Here is a 16,435-nt window from a genome sequence, read left to right on the forward strand (position 1 = left end):
GTAGCTTAAGTTTACATTTGATATGATTTTATAAGGGCGCTGATAACGATAGATTCTTAATTGTTGTTTACTTTCATAAATTCGGATACAGCTAATCTTATAAGTAATTGGCCGTACATCAAAATTTACATCACCAGATATTGATTTGATCTTTTTTTAATCTTCAAGATCAACAGAATTAGGATGAGGTAAGAAAACATAATATTTATGAGCTTGATTCTCTAGTTTGAAGGTTAAATTAACAACAAGTGCTTGTAAACCATTTGACATGGTTACAATCTCCACATCAGTTTGTTTTAAAGAAGCATGGCCCTCTTGACATATGAAAGGAAAGTTTGACTCATAGGTATCTATTATTCAGGATATCAATTAAAAACACCACAAGTGGCTACTTTAAAGCCTCATTTACCAAATAACAAATCGTATCCAATTCTTGAAAATACGGTTAAGTAAGCACATTTTAGTACAGGTTTGACTTTTAGTTTCGAAGACATTTGTCCAGAAACTTTAAAATTTATTCCATTCCAATTGTCAAAAAAACCTTTAAATTCCTTGGCTTTGCCGTTATGCGGTGAAGTCATGAATTTTATGTTCATCTTATTGTCTTCTGATGTTCGCATTTTTTTTGAGCAAGCGGAAGTTGGGCAGTGGCCCTACTTTCTATCCCTATGCGTTGCAAACGGGGTTTAGGGTATCCTCCAGGGATACTCTTGTTGCATAACGATATCAGGAATATCGTTTTTAGTATACTTGCCAGTATACAATATCTTTTTTTCGAAAAAGCTCCATAATGTGCTGGCCAATTAATAAGCCATACACCTAGTCAACCAGCCAATCGATCAATTGTAGTATTTTTAGTAAATTTAACGTATGGCATCACAGTACTTTAAAACACGGAAAGCTTTCGATTTCAAAGCACACGCTTATGCATTGGGCAATATTATGGGTGTCCGTCCCGAATATGAGGATAACCATTTTCTATTGAAGTTATATAGCCTTGACGAATCTTTATATGGAGACTATTATGGCTATCACCTAGACTATTATCTGTTAAAAAGAGCTGACAATAAGGAGAAAGATTTCTTTACCCATATTTGGTATATTGTATCTGATAGAATCGCTTATTTTCAGGGACGTGATCCCTTTTCCTTGAAACATGCCTTTTACCTATCCAATATCGACAAGCTGAAAGCCTTCCAGTCTTTTCTTTCCCCCAAAGATCAGTGGAACATCCGACCTAACGATGTCCTGTTAAAAGAAAAAGACGAACTGATTGCTAAGCTCCAAAAGGAAAACAAGCAGCTATCTAACTTTAGGGTTAATCGAAAGATAGAAATCTACGATGACCATTTTACTACAGTAATAGACCTTCTACAGCAGTTGCAGACCTTGAAATTACCCAATGGAGCACCTCTGTTGAGACGGGATCAACAAAGCCCGTATTATAAAATACTATCCAATTATTTCAGTAATAACAAAAAAGAAATCTCGCTCGATACAGCACGAAACTATTTTGTTGACAAAGCTCCTGAAGATGCGCAGAAAGGCGTTGAGATTCCAGAAAACCGAAAACTGTTTCGTATCATCCCCCTCGAATATAAAGATTAATCTCTCATTTAATAATTGAACATGACCATGACGACTATTTGGTCATCTAAAAAGTATTTCCAAGCCCGAACTTTGTTCCATCGGAGGTGAAAAGATCACTTTCTTAATAAATAAAATCGGATCAATATGGAAGTAGACATCGTAACAAAACAGGACTTAAGAACATTTAAAAGCGAAATTCTGGAAGAGATGAGAGCAATCCTCCAAGAGAAGGGTAACCAAATGAATAGTACTGACCGCAGTTGGCTACGCAGTGCAGAAGTTCGGAAAATGCTCCGTATATCTGCTGGAACTCTTCAAAATCTTCGAATTAACGGAACACTACCTTATCGTAAGATCGGAGGAACAATGTATTACCAGAGTCAAGACATCCACAATATGATGGAGGGGAGAAGAGACAATGGATAAGAATCTACATATACCAAAACATGCATACAGTACCTTTTTTGAACGTGTCGGAGAGGATAGTAGACTCTTACCTTCACATGTCGGACTGATCATGGCATTGTTCTACTATCATAGCAGTGAAGATTTAGCAGAATTCTTTCATACCAGTCGAAGACAGTTGATGCGGTTTTCTCGTATACGTTCTATAGCTACCTATCACAAGTGTCTTTCAGAACTGGTAAGCTATGGTTATGTGGAATATATTCCATCATGGCATCCCATTAAAGCCAGTAAGTTCAGGTTTATCAAAATAACAGATAGGGATAATGAAGGCTAGAGTCGATGAAAATATTAAATCAGTACGTTTCTCGACAGAAATTGATGAACGACTGGCTATACTTTCACGTAAACTCGGACGTACCAAACGGATGCTTGTGATACAGATGGTCGACTATTTCTATAAAAGTAAAAAGGATCCAGCTGACCTCAATGACGAAGTTCTAAAAAAAGAATTATCAAGTGGAGTAAACCGTATACTGTCCTTTATCCGAAAACAAGAAAGCGATCTTTTGGTCCCGATTTATTCTATGTCGAGTGAACTGATTACGTTGACCAAACTACTAGGATCTATCAGTAAAGTGATAGCAGAAGGTCAGCTTAAAGGTAATGAATCCAATAATGAGAATCTGAAACAGATCAAAACCTTAGATAATCATCTAAAACAGCTATTGACTAAGGTTGGAGAGAAGGAAACCTTGAAGTCCCATTTCGGAAAGATACTGGAGCATTATATCACTCAACGAGAAACCTTGGGCTGGTCGGTATCGGCTGTGAAGAATGAAGAACTTGCTAAACAAGTACGTAATGCTTTAGATAAGTTATAGTAAAGAATATATGTATATCAATATCACCACATCTGAAACTGGGGACAATAAAGGAAGCTGCGGAGCACTTGTCGCTTATTTAGAGAAGGAGAACAAGGATAAGAAACGGCTGGAGGATCATGAGAACTGGTTTAACGGTAAGAGTACTTTTATCAAACCCCATGAAGTACGGATTGGAATCGATAATAATATAGCTAAACTAACAAAGGGAGATAGTAAGTTTTTTCTGATTAATATAAACCCGAGTCAAAAAGAACTACACTTTTTGATATCTCAATTTGGAGAGGAGGGAGTGAAGGATAAGCTTAAGGAATTTGCCATTAAAGTCATGGACGAATATGCTAAAAACTTTAAGCGGGATACTATCCGCAATCATAAAGATCTGCTTTGGTATGGCAAACTGGAAAACTACCGTTATTATGGCTATAATGATAAAGAAGTGAAGAACGGAACCAGACAACGTGGTGATCGTAAGGAAGGGCAGCAGTTACATGTACAGATCATTGTCAGCCGCAAAGATATCACCAACAAGATCAAACTTAGCCCGCAGAATACATCACGAGGAAAGAACGCTTCGCATTCGGCAAAGCTGGGGCAATTTGATCGCACGGCTTTCAAGCAGTCGGGAGAATCGTTATTTGATGAAATGTTTGGTTTTAACCGTGGACTGAAAGAACGGATGGATTATGCCAATATAATGAAGAACGGAACAATACAACAGAAAGCACAGTTACAGGTTTTGAACAATGTTTTGGAAGCACATCCACAACAGAAGAATAATCAAATAATAGATAACATTATAACCAACATTCCTGCGGGACAACACTTCTATATAGATGGTATGTTGTCCTCTATTTTTAATGAAGGATGGGAGATTTTCGATATGTTTCTAGAGCCGCTAGGGGGCATATCTGGAGGTCAAGATAATATAGAGGAGAATAAGAATAAAAAAATGCGAAAGAAGAGAGGGAATCAAGTAAAAAGATAGTTTTACTCCCTGTGGCACACCTGCTAGCCTTCCTTCGTCAGTAAGCAGGTAAGCCTCGGTCGGGATTGCAAGAGGTATTTTGCTAAAGCGTATACCACTTGCGAAGTATTAAGAGGCAGCATCTATTAAATTAATCGGAAGAGCTACCCATCTTCACCACTATGGCAAAGCTACCCACGGATTCGAAAAGTTCAAGGGTAAATAAACACTGTCCTATGCCTAGGCTATCGCAGTGTGCCCTTGACCCAATTTCGTATCCTTGCTCAATAGTAGCCTAAGCGATGAAAATGGACTGGTACGTACAGATCTCGATAAAAAAATAAAGTACAGTTGAAGAATTAATAATGATTCAATATGCTAGCTAGAAAACCAGATTTCTATTAAATTCCTTAGAAATACTACATTATCCGAAATACCAAACAGTAGTTTCCAAGAAAGAATAAGTCTTTATACTGAACAAAATGAAATCTATCAGATTCTAAAACAATACGAAATTCGATACATTCAACAGTTAATAAGCATTTTGAATTCCCCTTCTAATCATCGAATTCATGCATTAGCATTACCTCAACCAGATTTATACCATACACTTACTATCAAAGAAAAGATGGCTTACTTAAACATTAGCAATTTTAAATACTATTACCGCGCATTATCCTATCATTTACATGTATAAGAAATATGCTAATAGCATAATTTTATAAATAAACAGTTGTAGAGATTTGGAATAAACAAACATCTACAATTTATGAAAAAGTATAAAAAGAAATTTGCCTTATTCCCGATTAAGGCCATACCCTTTTACAAAACGTGAAACTGGTAGGCCAAAATATATTAAAACAAGGGCTTAGAAGTGATTCTAAAACAATACATAATTCTATAAATAACTAAAAAATTAAAGCAATGAAAAAATCAAATTTAATAGCTGGGGTAACAGTTTTTTCCTTAATTCTAGGAATATTCTATATTGTAAAAGCTTCAAATTCAAATATTGACGCTCCAATTTCGAACATGAATTACTTAAATCAAACTTGGTATTTTCAAGGTGGTGATCCAACTAACCCAGATCATTATTCTGATCAACCGATTCCTAACAAACCTTGCGGTGAGACTGAAGAAGTAATTTGCCAAATTAGTGCTCCAGATTCTCTTGGAAAACCAAGAATGTCTGCAATTGTACCCGACACTTCTCCATCACAAACAGTATTACAACAAATTAATGAAGCGACAAACAATCTTACTCCTAATGAAACAGCTCTTTCATTTCGGGAAGAATAATTAAACATAGAGAGAGCAGTCTTTGCTGCTCTCCTATTAAAACATATTAAATTTACCTTTTATTTTGTTGAATACCAGTCATATTTATTACTTCTTCTGGAATTAAATAAGTATATCTAAGATCATTTGGCTTAAGTTCACTTGTTAGTGTATTGTTTAGAAATTGTCGAGTTAAAGTGACCTTGAAATTATCATCTCTGTTAAGTCTTCTCAAGTCTGACCAGCGAATCCCTCTAAAAATTAAACCTTTTCTTCTCTCTTTTAAAATAAACTTCAATACTTCCAACTTATCCTCTGAATTGAAATCAAGATACGTGTTTGACTTCCACCGTAGCTTCAAAAATTTATTCATTATTATTAGAGCTTCTTTCAAGTTGTTCATTCTCGCAAGACATTCTGCTTGAATAAAATACAATTCATCTATAGCAAGTCCTGTAAAGATCATCACACTTGATCCTGAATGGCTTGCTTTAAAGCTAAATGTCCCATTTGCTTTCGCATTAAAATATAGATATTTACGTAAATCATTATCATCAAAAGAATTGTAAACTGAAGGTGCAACATTACTTCTACTAGCAGTAATATAAGATGCTGTATTACAAATGGCATGATAAATCACTTCTTTTCCCATAACCTCCAGCGGATTAGAAGTTGTAATAGGCAGTGTGTTAAAATCTATCAAATAATTATCATATTCCAATGCTTTTTCAGCATACTGCAAAGCCATTTCATAATTCTCCATGGATAAGTATACACGAGCTAATAGTGCAGCTGCTGCTTGCTTATCTGGTCTTGTTTTATGTATTTGCTGAACTGGTAACAATTCATATCCTTGTTTCAATTCTTCCAATATGGTTTCATAAACGTTTGCTATTGTTGGTCTATATGATTGTTCACTAAAATCTGAGCTGGGACGATAGACTACACCTAGATTATCATTTTTACTATTAGGAACATACGGTTCACTGTATATTTGGGATAAAATATAATAATTAAAGCTTTTTACAAATAACGCTTCACCCTTTAATTGATTTTTCAGATTATTATCAACATCATTCATACGATCTAATGTTTCTAAAACAACATTAGAAATCAGTATTGTTCTATAAGGTTTTGACCATTGCAATGATATATCCGACAGTTGAAATTGCGGATGATTATCCCATAAATAAATTTGTTGTTCAAACATTGGTCTTGATGTAAACACAGTGTAATCAACTACATAATCATCTGATCCCAATTCAATTAACCCTGGCGCACTTTGGTTAATAGTATTAGCATCATCCAGTAAAAGTCTAAGGTCACTTAATGTTTCTGGAATATTAACTGAAATTTGTGGTTTTGCATCCAAAAATTCGTTACATGAAATATGAGTTAAAATAAGTAGCGTTAAGATCAGCCACTTACCTATATTAAATAAAATTAGTTTCATAATATGAATTATTTTAATGATATTTTAGTTCCAAGGCTATAATTTCTTAATGCAGGCATCCCACTATAATCAGGATCAATTCTATCGGAATTCGAAGTCCAAAGTAGAGCTACATTATTAATAGTAAAATAAAGTTGAATTCCTACTTTATTATTTTTAATTAGGGGAAATGAATATGCTATTCGTATATCATTTAATCTTATTAAATCACTTTTCCGAATATTTGCTTTTGATTGTGCATAAAATACATCTCTTATATTATTTGCAGGATAAATCATTGCAGGTATTGTTGTAAGATTCTCATCTCCTTTTTCTTTCCATCGTTTATTAAAGTCACCATGAGATTCCCAGTTGTTATAAAGCGAGTTGTAATTGATTGTTTCCTTAAGAAAATATGCTCCAGCTTTAAAGACAATATTCATCATGATTTCAAAACCGTTCCATTTTACCTCCGGATTAAAATATCCATAAGAGGGCGCTAATCCTGTACCATGATAAATTGTGTTTTGTAAAGAATCTTTAATTAACAGATTATAACTTTCGGAAATTTCTCCATTTAATAATCCAGTTGGATTGCCTTCTGATGATAATCCCTGAAAGTTGTATGAAAAAACAGGATATAGGGATTTACCTAACATCGGCGTAAGTGATTTACCTCCCTCCTTCGTGTAAGAGTCTGTTGCCGCAATTGTTCCATAAAATTTTTCCACTTTATTTGTACTTATACTATATCCAGATCTCAAATTTACTTTGGTATTACCAATGGAAAAATCACTGTTTATTTTGGCATCCATTCCTTTTCCAGACAATTGTGCTACATTTCTTGTAATATAAAATTCACCATTTGAAGGATCTATAGGGTCGTTAGCAATTAAATTGACACTTTTTTTCTTATAAATCTCAAAACTTCCATTCAGTAATCTATTTAAAAAAGAAAATTCAAAACCAAGATTATCCATTCGAACATCCTCCCATTTCAGTCTTGGATTTGGTAAAGATGTTATTAAGGCATAAGGGAGATTTGAATAACTAACAACACTATTTTGAGTCTTTATGATGGGTAAAGTATTCGCCAAACCACCAGAGTTGCCACCATGACCAGTTGTCAATTTCAATTTTAGATCGTCAATCCATTGATATTTTGCTATAAAATCTTCATTAACGATGTTCCATGATAACCCAGCTGACCATAGTGGATTCCACCTTTCATTTGCTTTAACACCAAATGTATTCGCGGCATCTTTTCTAGCAGAAATTGAAAAAACATATTTATCATCAAAACTGTAACTTCCATTCATGTAAAATGAAACAAATCGTCTTATGTTCCTATTTTTACCTCCTATGTTTGGGATTATACTAGTTCCAAACATGTTATTATATGTTGGAAGTCTATCTGCTGTATTTATAGATGCATGAACCCATGTCCTTGGATCAACACCATATAGTCTATAAGAATCCGCGTTATTCAATCTATCTGAAATTTCCGATCCTATTAAAAAATCTATTCTATTTTTAGCGAATATTTGATTGTAATTTGCTTGAATTCTTCCTCTATGACTAGCAATATTTTGTAATGATGTTGTATGCATATCACCTAATGGAACTCCATATGATAAAATATCCCCAATAACCACTGAATGACGATTTATTAAGTTCCTTGTAGAAAAGGCACCCATACTTTCAATGTTAATTTGATTCGTATGCTGATTTTCATAACTATAAATACCATTTATTTGAAATATATCTTTGAAAACTTTCCAATTAAGATTAAGATTAGCTTGAAAATGGTTCATTTGATTGGATAAATTAACTGCTGCAGCATCACGAATGGGATTATATGTCCAATCCAACAAACGACTATCTAGACTTTGAATCTCACGTAAGTTATATTGATAAGGAATCGCAGGATATTCTCCGTTCTCATCAACTAGTTTCGCATAGGGATACATGGCTGATTTACCTCCTCCAGGACTTATCTCAATCGTACCAGACTGTGCTTTTTTTTTAGAAAATGCATATGAAATTTGAGTTGATAAATTGAATTTATCACTAAATTTTAAGCTGTTTTGACTTCTAACAGTATACCTATTGTCACTATTTCCAATTTGTTCTCCAAAGCCTTTGTCATGTCCAATTGAAAAGTAATAATTGGTATTTGTACCACCACCAGATAAAGAAAATGAATTTTGAATTTGATAACCATTTCTATATTGATATCTTAATAAATCATCACGGTAATCATGGTTCTCATTTTTAATCAGAGATATAGCCTTCTCTAACTCATCGTCAGTTATAATATTAAGATTGTGGTCGTGCAGTAGGTCTACTACTGGAGATGTGATATAATTCCATAGATTAGTACTAGTTAATATTGAGTTATAGTGCCCTTGTTTAAATAGCATAGTTTCGACGTCAATGAAATCTATGGAAGACATTCTGGGTATATATTTCAAATTTGGACGATTTCTAATCATAAGATTAGTGCTGAAATCGTATTTAATAGGCTGATTAAATTGACCTTTTTTAGTAGTTATTACAATAACGCCATTACCTGCCCTAGCCCCCCAAATAGATGCTGCCGCAGCGTCTTTTAAAATTGTTACGGATGCTACATCATTTGGATTAATCATATTTATACTGCCATCAAATGGGAAATTATCGACCACAATTAACGGACCATGCATAGGTGTAGAAAGAGAGTTCAATCCCCTAACGTTAATTGTGGCATTACCATCCCTACGGTCAAACTGTAATCCGGGAACTGTATTTTCTAATTGATCTAAAATATTCACAGAAATTCTCTGAGATAACTTCGAATTACCAATTACTTCATAACTACCAGTTGAACGTTCTTTAGAAATCGTTTGATATCCAGTATTTACTACATTGACTTCTTCAATTTCTTGGTTTTTATGATTCATCAAAACTATAATCGAGGTATTATTGTTATTATAAACTATAGTTTTACTTTCATAAGAAATATGTTTAAATAGCAATTCTCCATTATTTATATTTGAACGGAATTCAAATGAACCATTTACATCAGTATAATATTCAGTTTGGTTTGATTTATTTAACATAATAGAGACCCCTTGAATACCATTTCCTCTAGTATCTATGACTTTTCCCTTCAAAACAATCTGAGCATGTACAGCAAAACCTATTACTGTACAAAAAAGAGTAATAATATATCTCATTACTTATTTAAAATAAATGGTGGTTGGTAATTTGGATCTAAAAGGTTTCGATAGGTATGTGTCTGTAAAATTCCAGATTCATTAATCCAGAAATAACTAGGATAACTTCGATATGGAAACATCATTTGAAGATAATTATCTTCTATAATGGAATTCAACATCCCTAGATTAAGTGACTTATAACGATCACTACTAGCAAAGGAGTGTATCTTTTTATAGTTCTCTTTAGTTTTTAAGCTATTAATCATTACTATATAAAGCTCATCAGGATACTTTTCTTTGAATCTATTGATTTCTTTCTGATGAAGTAAACAGGGCATACAGCCTGTCATCCAAAAATCTAGAACTACCATTTTTCCTTTATGTTCTTCTAATGATTTACGAACGGTATCACAATTGATATAAAATAAATGTTCCTTTGTCCAAAATTCTTCAGGGACCTTTTGTCCAATTTGCAAAGGAACAATTTCAGATTTAGTAGTTTCTTGTGCATAGGCAAAATCGAATTTTAGCATACTAAGAAAAGTTAATAAGAAAATACTTACATACTTTAATTGATAATCATAGATTATAGATGCCAAATAGGAAGCATAACTATTCTTTTCATCAGATGTTAATTCCTCACCCTCTGATTCCTCATGTTCAGATGGGAGTAAATTGGTTTTGGGTGTTATCTTATTTTGTATTATCAGGCGGGCATAGCTCTGCCCTTGGGGCATTTCGCTCCCAGCCCAGTAAAAATTCTTCATTTTTTTGGAATTTAATTGCTCTCTAACGGACCAAAAGAGTCCCGTAGTATGGGAGTTTTTTGGTAATTGAGTGTGACCTAATCACCCCTCTCCGTCATTTCGACCGAAGCGGAGAAATCTAGAAGAGTTCATAGAGAAATAATCTCAATATCTATCGTACCTAATCCTTGATCAGGCCACATTGTTAAAAAATAAATTGAACATGGATAATCGGAATGTCCAGAATCGGTATCTATTCTTTCTTCTTATCTGGTTTATAATTGGAGCATTCAACGATCTCTCGGCTATGATATAGCCAATTAGCCTACCGAGCTACTCCGGCGCGCAAATAATGTTTTTGTAAAGTTGCTTGTTCATAACTCACCAGTTTATAATTCGTGAGTCTCTAATGGAAAGGAAACTACAGCTGAGCTTCTATCAATCGCACTACTAGGCTCTGACCCCTTACGGACGATTTCACGACAGAAGCCCAAGAGCTATAGCGTGCAACTAAGTTACACAAAATATCAACTTGGGCATTAAAATCCATCGCCTCGCCGTAATTTATTGTCAGAGTTTGTAGCCGAGACTCTTTTATTTAACACCATAAATCAGAATATGATCTGATAATACAATCAAATATAGTAAAACAATAACATCCAAACAAATATGTTTGGTATAATTTTTTATAATATATCGTGCTTAGTTCCTATGGATTTAGAAGAACTTAAATTTAGAAAATTATTAGGAGCACGTATTCAAGAGATAAGAAAAGATAAAAATCTTACTCAACCTGAATTAGCGGCACTTATAGGCTTTAAAGATTATCAAACAATTGGTCGAATTGAAAACGGTCGTGTTACTCCTTCTGTCTATACCATACATCAAATAATAAAAGCTTTAGAAATAACTTCCAACGAGTTATTAAACTTTTGATTAATGATTTTGAATTTATTAATAGTACAGAATTAGAATTGAGATTTTTAAAAAAGATTATATGGAGATATTACTCAGAATTGAAACTGTCAAATTTGTCAGCTGACCTCCAGAAACCTGATTTAATTGAACATTGGATACATCCAACGAAAAAAAAGAAAACAAATCTATACAAGAAGAAATGGTGAATAGCCATCAATTTGAAAGGTCTCATCTAGTCTACATATTCTTGACAAAAAGGATAATACTTGTTTAAAAACTTCCTTATTAACACTATATTTTTTCCCGGTTGTTGCTTTTGATCTTAAACACATGGATAGATTCGGTTGAAACGTCAGTATAATTGGGACTTATGATTCTATAAACGTAAATATTAAATTGCTAAAAGCTGGTCAGGCTTGAATTAAGGTATTTATTGGAAAAAGATTGTTAATATATGAATTTGCTAACAAGGAAAACTATATGTTCTATGTAATAGACTTGCAAATAGTTAACTAGGATCTAAAAAAGAGTCCCAACCGGGGAGGTTGGGACTCTTTAACTAACCAATTATTAACCTAAATTATGTGCAACAAATATAAGCACAACTGTTATTGGTCGGAAAACCTTTAACCATTCTTAACAAATTTCTTATTGCGAAGCCCCACTAATAGACAAATAATAATGTTCTTATACAGATAAATCACTTTTCTATCAAATCTACATGTTTTAAGAATTAATAATTCTATGGCAGACATTTTCCCAAAGTTTGTTGAAGAGTGAACATATCACTTGCAATCCGCGTATCTAAAAGCTTTGCATAATGTTGCGTTGTTTTTAAATCAGTATGCCCGAGCATTTTTGATACAGTTTCGATTGGTACATTATTGGATAAAGTTATTGTCGTAGCAAAAGTATGTCTAGCCATGTGAAAAGTAAGCTCTTTGTGGATGCCGCAGATGTCCGCAATTTCTTTGAGATAACTGTTCATTTTTTGATTGCTAAGTACAGGCAGGACAATGTTTTTTGTAAGGCATAGCGGAAAATCTTTATAATGTGCTATTATCGAAAGAGCTTTGTCTAGTAAAGGGATATGAGAAGAAGTCTCTGTTTTTTCTCTGCTGGTGAGTATCCACAATTTTCCATCAACACCTCGAGCAATATCATTGGAAGTCAGCTTCTTTACATCAGCATAGGATAGACCCGTATAGCAGCAAAATACAAAAATATCACGGACGTGAGCAAGTCTGGGTATGGTGAAGCTTTTTTGTTCGATACGCAATAATTCATCGGCAGTTAAAAAGGTCTTTACTTTTGGTTTAGCTTTGTTTTGATAGTGTGCAAAAGGATCTTCTATAATCCATTTATGTGCTATACATATCTTAACAATCTTACGTAAATGTTTGATATACTTGGCTGCAGAAATAGCCGTACAGTTTCGGGATGAACGTAAGTAAAACTCGTACCCTGATACAAAGGCATGATCAAGTTGTTTTACCTCAATATCTTTTGAAGCGTAACTATTTTTAATATATTCTGCGATATGTGCAAATGAGGTTTTGTATCCTTTCAACGTATTGGGCTTGAATCCATTTCCTAACAGCTCGGACATTTGCTCGTTATGTTGCATAAAGACATTTAGTAACATTTTTCTTTGAATGTCTTTTCCAAGATATCTAAGTTTGAGAGATGTTGCCGTAATATCATCACCGTTCTTAGTCAACTGCAAATGCACCTCATTAATCTTGTACTCAAGTGCGTCCAGATAACTATTCAAAGTTCTGACATCCTCTTTTGTGCCTTTGGCTCGGTTTCCTCTGGAGTTCCATTTGACAGGATCGCATTCTTTTCCTGTAGATACTTCCTTGGGGACACCGTCTACGGTGATGCGCATGTAGATCGGTTTGGGACCTGAGGCGTGGTTTTTTGGTTTCTTCAGGTAGAAGAGCAAGGAATAATTTTTACTCATGATTTAATCATTTAAGTGAAACAAAGTTAGCCTTGCAGTAAAATGAAATCAAGATGTTTAACTATTGAATGTGTTACAAATCAATGTGTTAAACCTGTTTCAGTGAGTAAATGGTTTTCAGAAAATGACTCACCGAATGACTCACTTTTTTATTGGGAATAGTTGAAAGTTTTGTAGATACTGAAAAACAAAAAAGCTTGCAATCATTTGATTTGCAAGCTTTTGTATGTTTTGATCTGAAGATCTGTAGCCCGTAGGGGAATCGAACCCCTATTTCCAGAATGAAAATCTGGCGTCCTAACCGGTAGACGAACGGGCCATCATTTCCGAAGTGTTGCAAATATAGAAGTATATTTTTTTACTACCAAATATTTTTTAAAAAAAGTGGAGGAAAATTTAATTTCCTCCACAGAGTAGTCGTAGAGCAGCTTTCTAATAATTGTAACATGAATTTTGAAGTCAATTTATTGTTTCATGCTTGATACTGCTTTATAATTTTATTTTTATCAACTTAGAGTAATTCCAGTATCCTTGAGGATTATCGCCAGAAGCTTTTGCTCCGGCTCTTATATAATAACTGGTATTCGGAGATAAGTTTTGAAATGTTTTAGTAAATGAAGCATTTGCGTTTAAATTTTCGTGAAGTTCTCTATTGGATCCTAACCAAAAGAATCGACTTACACCTTCTGTTGTTCCTAGCCAGACCGCCAGCTCATTAACGCTATGTTTATCGGAATTTGTGTTAGCCGAATAGCTTACCGTAATTGAGTTTGCTGTTTTTGTATCTACATTGATATTTACTTTCAAAAATGGATTCACTTCAAAATCAATTTTTGTGTTTTCACTTACATTTAATAAAACTGTATCTGCATAAAAAGCTCCTACTGGTATAGCTTTATATTGTCCATGGAAAATAGCCGTATTTTTGAATGTTCCATATTGAGTAAAGGATGTCCCTTGTGGGCCAGCTACTGTACTGCTATAGTTTTGTTGGAATAAATTCAATACTCCATCTGGGAAACTAAATCCCGAAGTGTTATTGCTTGTATACACAGTGTCTTTTGTCGATTTATCCAAAAGTGCACCATGTATAGTTCCATTGGGTGGAGTAAGATTGTCTATATCATTAGAACAGCTAAAAAACTGTAAAGTCAAACTTATGAATATGATGTTTAATATAAAATACTTTTTCATAATGGATTATATTAATTAATAACCTGGATTTTGGATTAAATATGTGTTCGCCCCTGAGTTGTCAATTCTGAAATAATAAGTCGCATTCAAAAACGTTCTTGTCGGACGATTTGGAATTTGTACTATTTGGAATACATAAGACATTTCTGACGAAGGCTTTCCATCTTCCCATACTAAAAATGGATGAAGAGCATGAAGTGGCGTGTTGTTAAATAGCGTATGTGCAATATGCCATCTACGGACATCCCAATATCTATGGTGTTCGAAAGCAAGTTCGATTTTACGTTCGTGACGAATTTTCGCCATATCAATGCTCACATGTTTTGGCATACCAGCACGTTCTCTAATTTCATTCACAGCCCACGCGGCTTGTGTAGCGTTGTTTATTTCAAATGCAGCCTCTGCATAGTTCAGCAATACTTCTCCATATCTGAAAATTATACCTGGTGTTTCTGTTTTTCCCCATCCTGGAATGAAGGATGAAGATTCTGACATAAATTTTCTGATATAGAAACCAGTTTTTGTCTGGTCACCATTAGCTACTGTAGGACCATCTTTACCTAAGATAGTGGTAGCAAATGTACCAGAACCATGCGTTTGATTTGCGTCATCTGTTTGTAGGGTATTATTGCCAACCATGATTCCTCTTCTGATGCCGATAAAATTTCCTTGTGGATTGCCATTCATATTAAATGTAGCATTAGGATATAAAATGGTTGCAAAGAAACGAGGGTCTTTGTTTTTGAAAAGATCTGCTGGATTGCTATATTTTATGTATTGACCTGAGCCATCTTTAATTTTAAGTTTGCCCGCTGTACCGTCTGTATATTCATAATCTTCCACTAGATCTGCTGTGGGGTTCGTAAAGCAGCCCCAGTCCACTTTGAATGATTGTGGTGCATTATATAAATCAAAATTGTAGGCATTGTTTGGCATAGCATACCCTTTAGCCATTATTATTTCGCTATTGGCATTAGGATCTACCGAGCCGTCAAAGATTTTTTGATAATTTAAAGCGTAGTCTGGATTACCTTTATATAATTTGATCTCTTCATTTTTGATAATTTCATTGGCGGCATCAAATGCTTTTTGGAAATACGATTGTGCTAACGTACTGTTTATACCCAGTAAGCCATTCAATTGAACCGTTCCGTATCTGGCTTCTGAACCAGCATATAGCATGGCTCTAGATTTTAGAGCATATGCCGCATATTTTGTAGCTCTATATTTGTCTGTTCCATCTTCATATTTTGTTAATAGGCCTTCTATTGCAATATTTAAATCTTTTTCCACAAAATCATAGACTTCTTGCTCTGTAGATCGAGGGATATTTAATTCATCAATCCCTATTTGCAGCACTTTATCTACAATAGGTACACCACCATATCTTTTGACCATACTGAAATATATATAAGCTCTTAAGAAGTGAGCCTCTGATAAGTATCTAGTTTTTAGCTCAGCAGTGACAGTTGCGTCAGATATTTTTGCAATAAAATCATTCAAATCTTTGATGAGGACATAATCCCACCACCCAAAGTTGTCCGATACAGTATTAGTGTTGGCGGTCGCAGACCATGTGTAACTTCCGTGCGCCTCATCTGTCCATATCCAGGTATAGTTTCCTGGACCACCTTCTCCAAATCGTTGATCTTCAAAATTCCAACCAATTCGCTCATATAGAGAAACCATAAGTGCCTGTACTGCATTTGGTGTTGAATAAGCCTGATCGTCTGATATCTTGTCTGTCGGATCAAGTTTTACAAAATCCTTATTACATGATGCTGTAAGGAGAAGAGTAAAACATAATATATAATGTATTTTTCTAATTGTTGACATGATCGTTTTCTTTTAATGA

At 34.3% G+C, this 16,435-nt stretch carries 15 protein-coding genes and 1 tRNA gene; 7 read left to right on the plus strand and 9 right to left on the minus strand.

Translation table 11 applies throughout. The features are described 5' to 3' along the window. Positions 1-156: 156 nt before the first annotated feature. Both IPZ78_RS17260 and IPZ78_RS10865 read right to left on the minus strand, forming a co-directional pair. Positions 157-285 (minus strand): hypothetical protein, encoded by a 129-nt coding sequence (locus IPZ78_RS17260; protein WP_262903866.1) that lies wholly within the window; start codon positions 283-285, stop codon positions 157-159. Between the two features lie 116 nt (positions 286-401). Continuing rightward, entirely contained in the window at positions 402-620 is a 219-nt protein-coding gene (locus IPZ78_RS10865) for a hypothetical protein (protein WP_225553580.1), read from the minus strand. Positions 621-870: 250 nt separating this feature from the next. On the opposite strand from IPZ78_RS10865, the gene IPZ78_RS10870 reads away from it, so the two are divergent. The 6 genes from IPZ78_RS10870 to IPZ78_RS10895 all read left to right on the plus strand — a co-directional run bounded on the left by IPZ78_RS10870 (position 871) and on the right by IPZ78_RS10895 (position 5,145). After that, positions 871-1,608, plus strand: coding sequence for a hypothetical protein (locus tag IPZ78_RS10870; RefSeq protein WP_225553582.1), 738 nt, complete (start codon positions 871-873; stop codon positions 1,606-1,608). A gap of 126 nt (positions 1,609-1,734) precedes the next feature. After that, a complete protein-coding gene (locus IPZ78_RS10875; protein WP_225553584.1) occupies positions 1,735-2,016 on the plus strand; it encodes a helix-turn-helix domain-containing protein in 282 nt (93 codons plus the stop codon). Positions 2,017-2,107: 91 nt separating this feature from the next. Next, positions 2,108-2,332 carry a hypothetical protein gene (locus tag IPZ78_RS10880; protein ID WP_225553586.1) on the plus strand — a complete coding sequence of 75 codons (225 nt, stop codon included), beginning with the start codon at positions 2,108-2,110 and terminating at the stop codon, positions 2,330-2,332. Continuing rightward, positions 2,322-2,879: a BfmA/BtgA family mobilization protein gene (locus IPZ78_RS10885; RefSeq protein WP_317197579.1), complete on the plus strand. Its 558-nt coding sequence runs from the start codon at positions 2,322-2,324 to the stop codon at positions 2,877-2,879. Before IPZ78_RS10880 ends, IPZ78_RS10885 begins: the two co-directional genes overlap by 11 nt. A 10-nt stretch (positions 2,880-2,889) precedes the next feature. Further along, positions 2,890-3,867 carry a DUF5712 family protein gene (locus tag IPZ78_RS10890; protein WP_225553590.1) on the plus strand — a complete coding sequence of 326 codons (978 nt, stop codon included), beginning with the start codon at positions 2,890-2,892 and terminating at the stop codon, positions 3,865-3,867. A 903-nt stretch (positions 3,868-4,770) separates the two neighbouring features. Next, complete coding sequence (locus IPZ78_RS10895; protein ID WP_225553592.1) at positions 4,771-5,145, plus strand: hypothetical protein; 375 nt, start codon at positions 4,771-4,773, stop codon at positions 5,143-5,145. A gap of 52 nt (positions 5,146-5,197) precedes the next feature. Here the strand turns inward: IPZ78_RS10895 and IPZ78_RS10900 are convergent, their stop codons facing one another. The 3 genes from IPZ78_RS10900 to IPZ78_RS10910 are packed head-to-tail and all read right to left on the minus strand — an operon-like array spanning position 5,198 to position 10,523. Then, positions 5,198-6,577: a RagB/SusD family nutrient uptake outer membrane protein gene (locus IPZ78_RS10900; RefSeq protein WP_225553594.1), complete on the minus strand. Its 1,380-nt coding sequence runs from the start codon at positions 6,575-6,577 to the stop codon at positions 5,198-5,200. A gap of 8 nt (positions 6,578-6,585) precedes the next feature. Then, a complete protein-coding gene (locus tag IPZ78_RS10905; RefSeq protein ID WP_225553597.1) occupies positions 6,586-9,774 on the minus strand; it encodes a SusC/RagA family TonB-linked outer membrane protein in 3,189 nt (1,062 codons plus the stop codon). Next, positions 9,774-10,523: a TlpA family protein disulfide reductase gene (locus tag IPZ78_RS10910; RefSeq protein WP_225553599.1), complete on the minus strand. Its 750-nt coding sequence runs from the start codon at positions 10,521-10,523 to the stop codon at positions 9,774-9,776. Before IPZ78_RS10910 ends, IPZ78_RS10905 begins: the two co-directional genes overlap by 1 nt. 690 nt (positions 10,524-11,213) lie before the next feature. Here IPZ78_RS10910 and IPZ78_RS10915 point away from each other — a divergent pair. Next, positions 11,214-11,438: a helix-turn-helix domain-containing protein gene (locus tag IPZ78_RS10915; RefSeq protein ID WP_225553601.1), complete on the plus strand. Its 225-nt coding sequence runs from the start codon at positions 11,214-11,216 to the stop codon at positions 11,436-11,438. Positions 11,439-12,162: 724 nt separating this feature from the next. Here the strand turns inward: IPZ78_RS10915 and IPZ78_RS10920 are convergent. The 4 genes from IPZ78_RS10920 to IPZ78_RS10935 all read right to left on the minus strand — a co-directional run bounded on the left by IPZ78_RS10920 (position 12,163) and on the right by IPZ78_RS10935 (position 16,416). After that, positions 12,163-13,386, minus strand: a complete 1,224-nt coding sequence (locus tag IPZ78_RS10920; RefSeq protein WP_225553602.1) for a site-specific integrase — start codon at positions 13,384-13,386, stop codon at positions 12,163-12,165. Positions 13,387-13,633: 247 nt separating this feature from the next. Beyond that, positions 13,634-13,705: transfer RNA gene (locus tag IPZ78_RS10925), tRNA-Glu, on the minus strand. Between the two features lie 170 nt (positions 13,706-13,875). After that, on the minus strand, positions 13,876-14,580 hold the full coding sequence (locus IPZ78_RS10930; protein ID WP_225553604.1) for a DUF3823 domain-containing protein: 705 nt from the start codon (positions 14,578-14,580) through the stop codon (positions 13,876-13,878). 15 nt (positions 14,581-14,595) lie between these two features. Next, positions 14,596-16,416: a RagB/SusD family nutrient uptake outer membrane protein gene (locus IPZ78_RS10935; protein WP_225553606.1), complete on the minus strand. Its 1,821-nt coding sequence runs from the start codon at positions 16,414-16,416 to the stop codon at positions 14,596-14,598. Between the last annotated feature and the right edge of the window lie 19 nt (positions 16,417-16,435).

The sequence above is a fragment of the Sphingobacterium bovistauri genome (genome assembly GCF_020295405.1).
Classification (GTDB): Bacteria; Bacteroidota; Bacteroidia; order Sphingobacteriales; family Sphingobacteriaceae; genus Sphingobacterium; species Sphingobacterium bovistauri.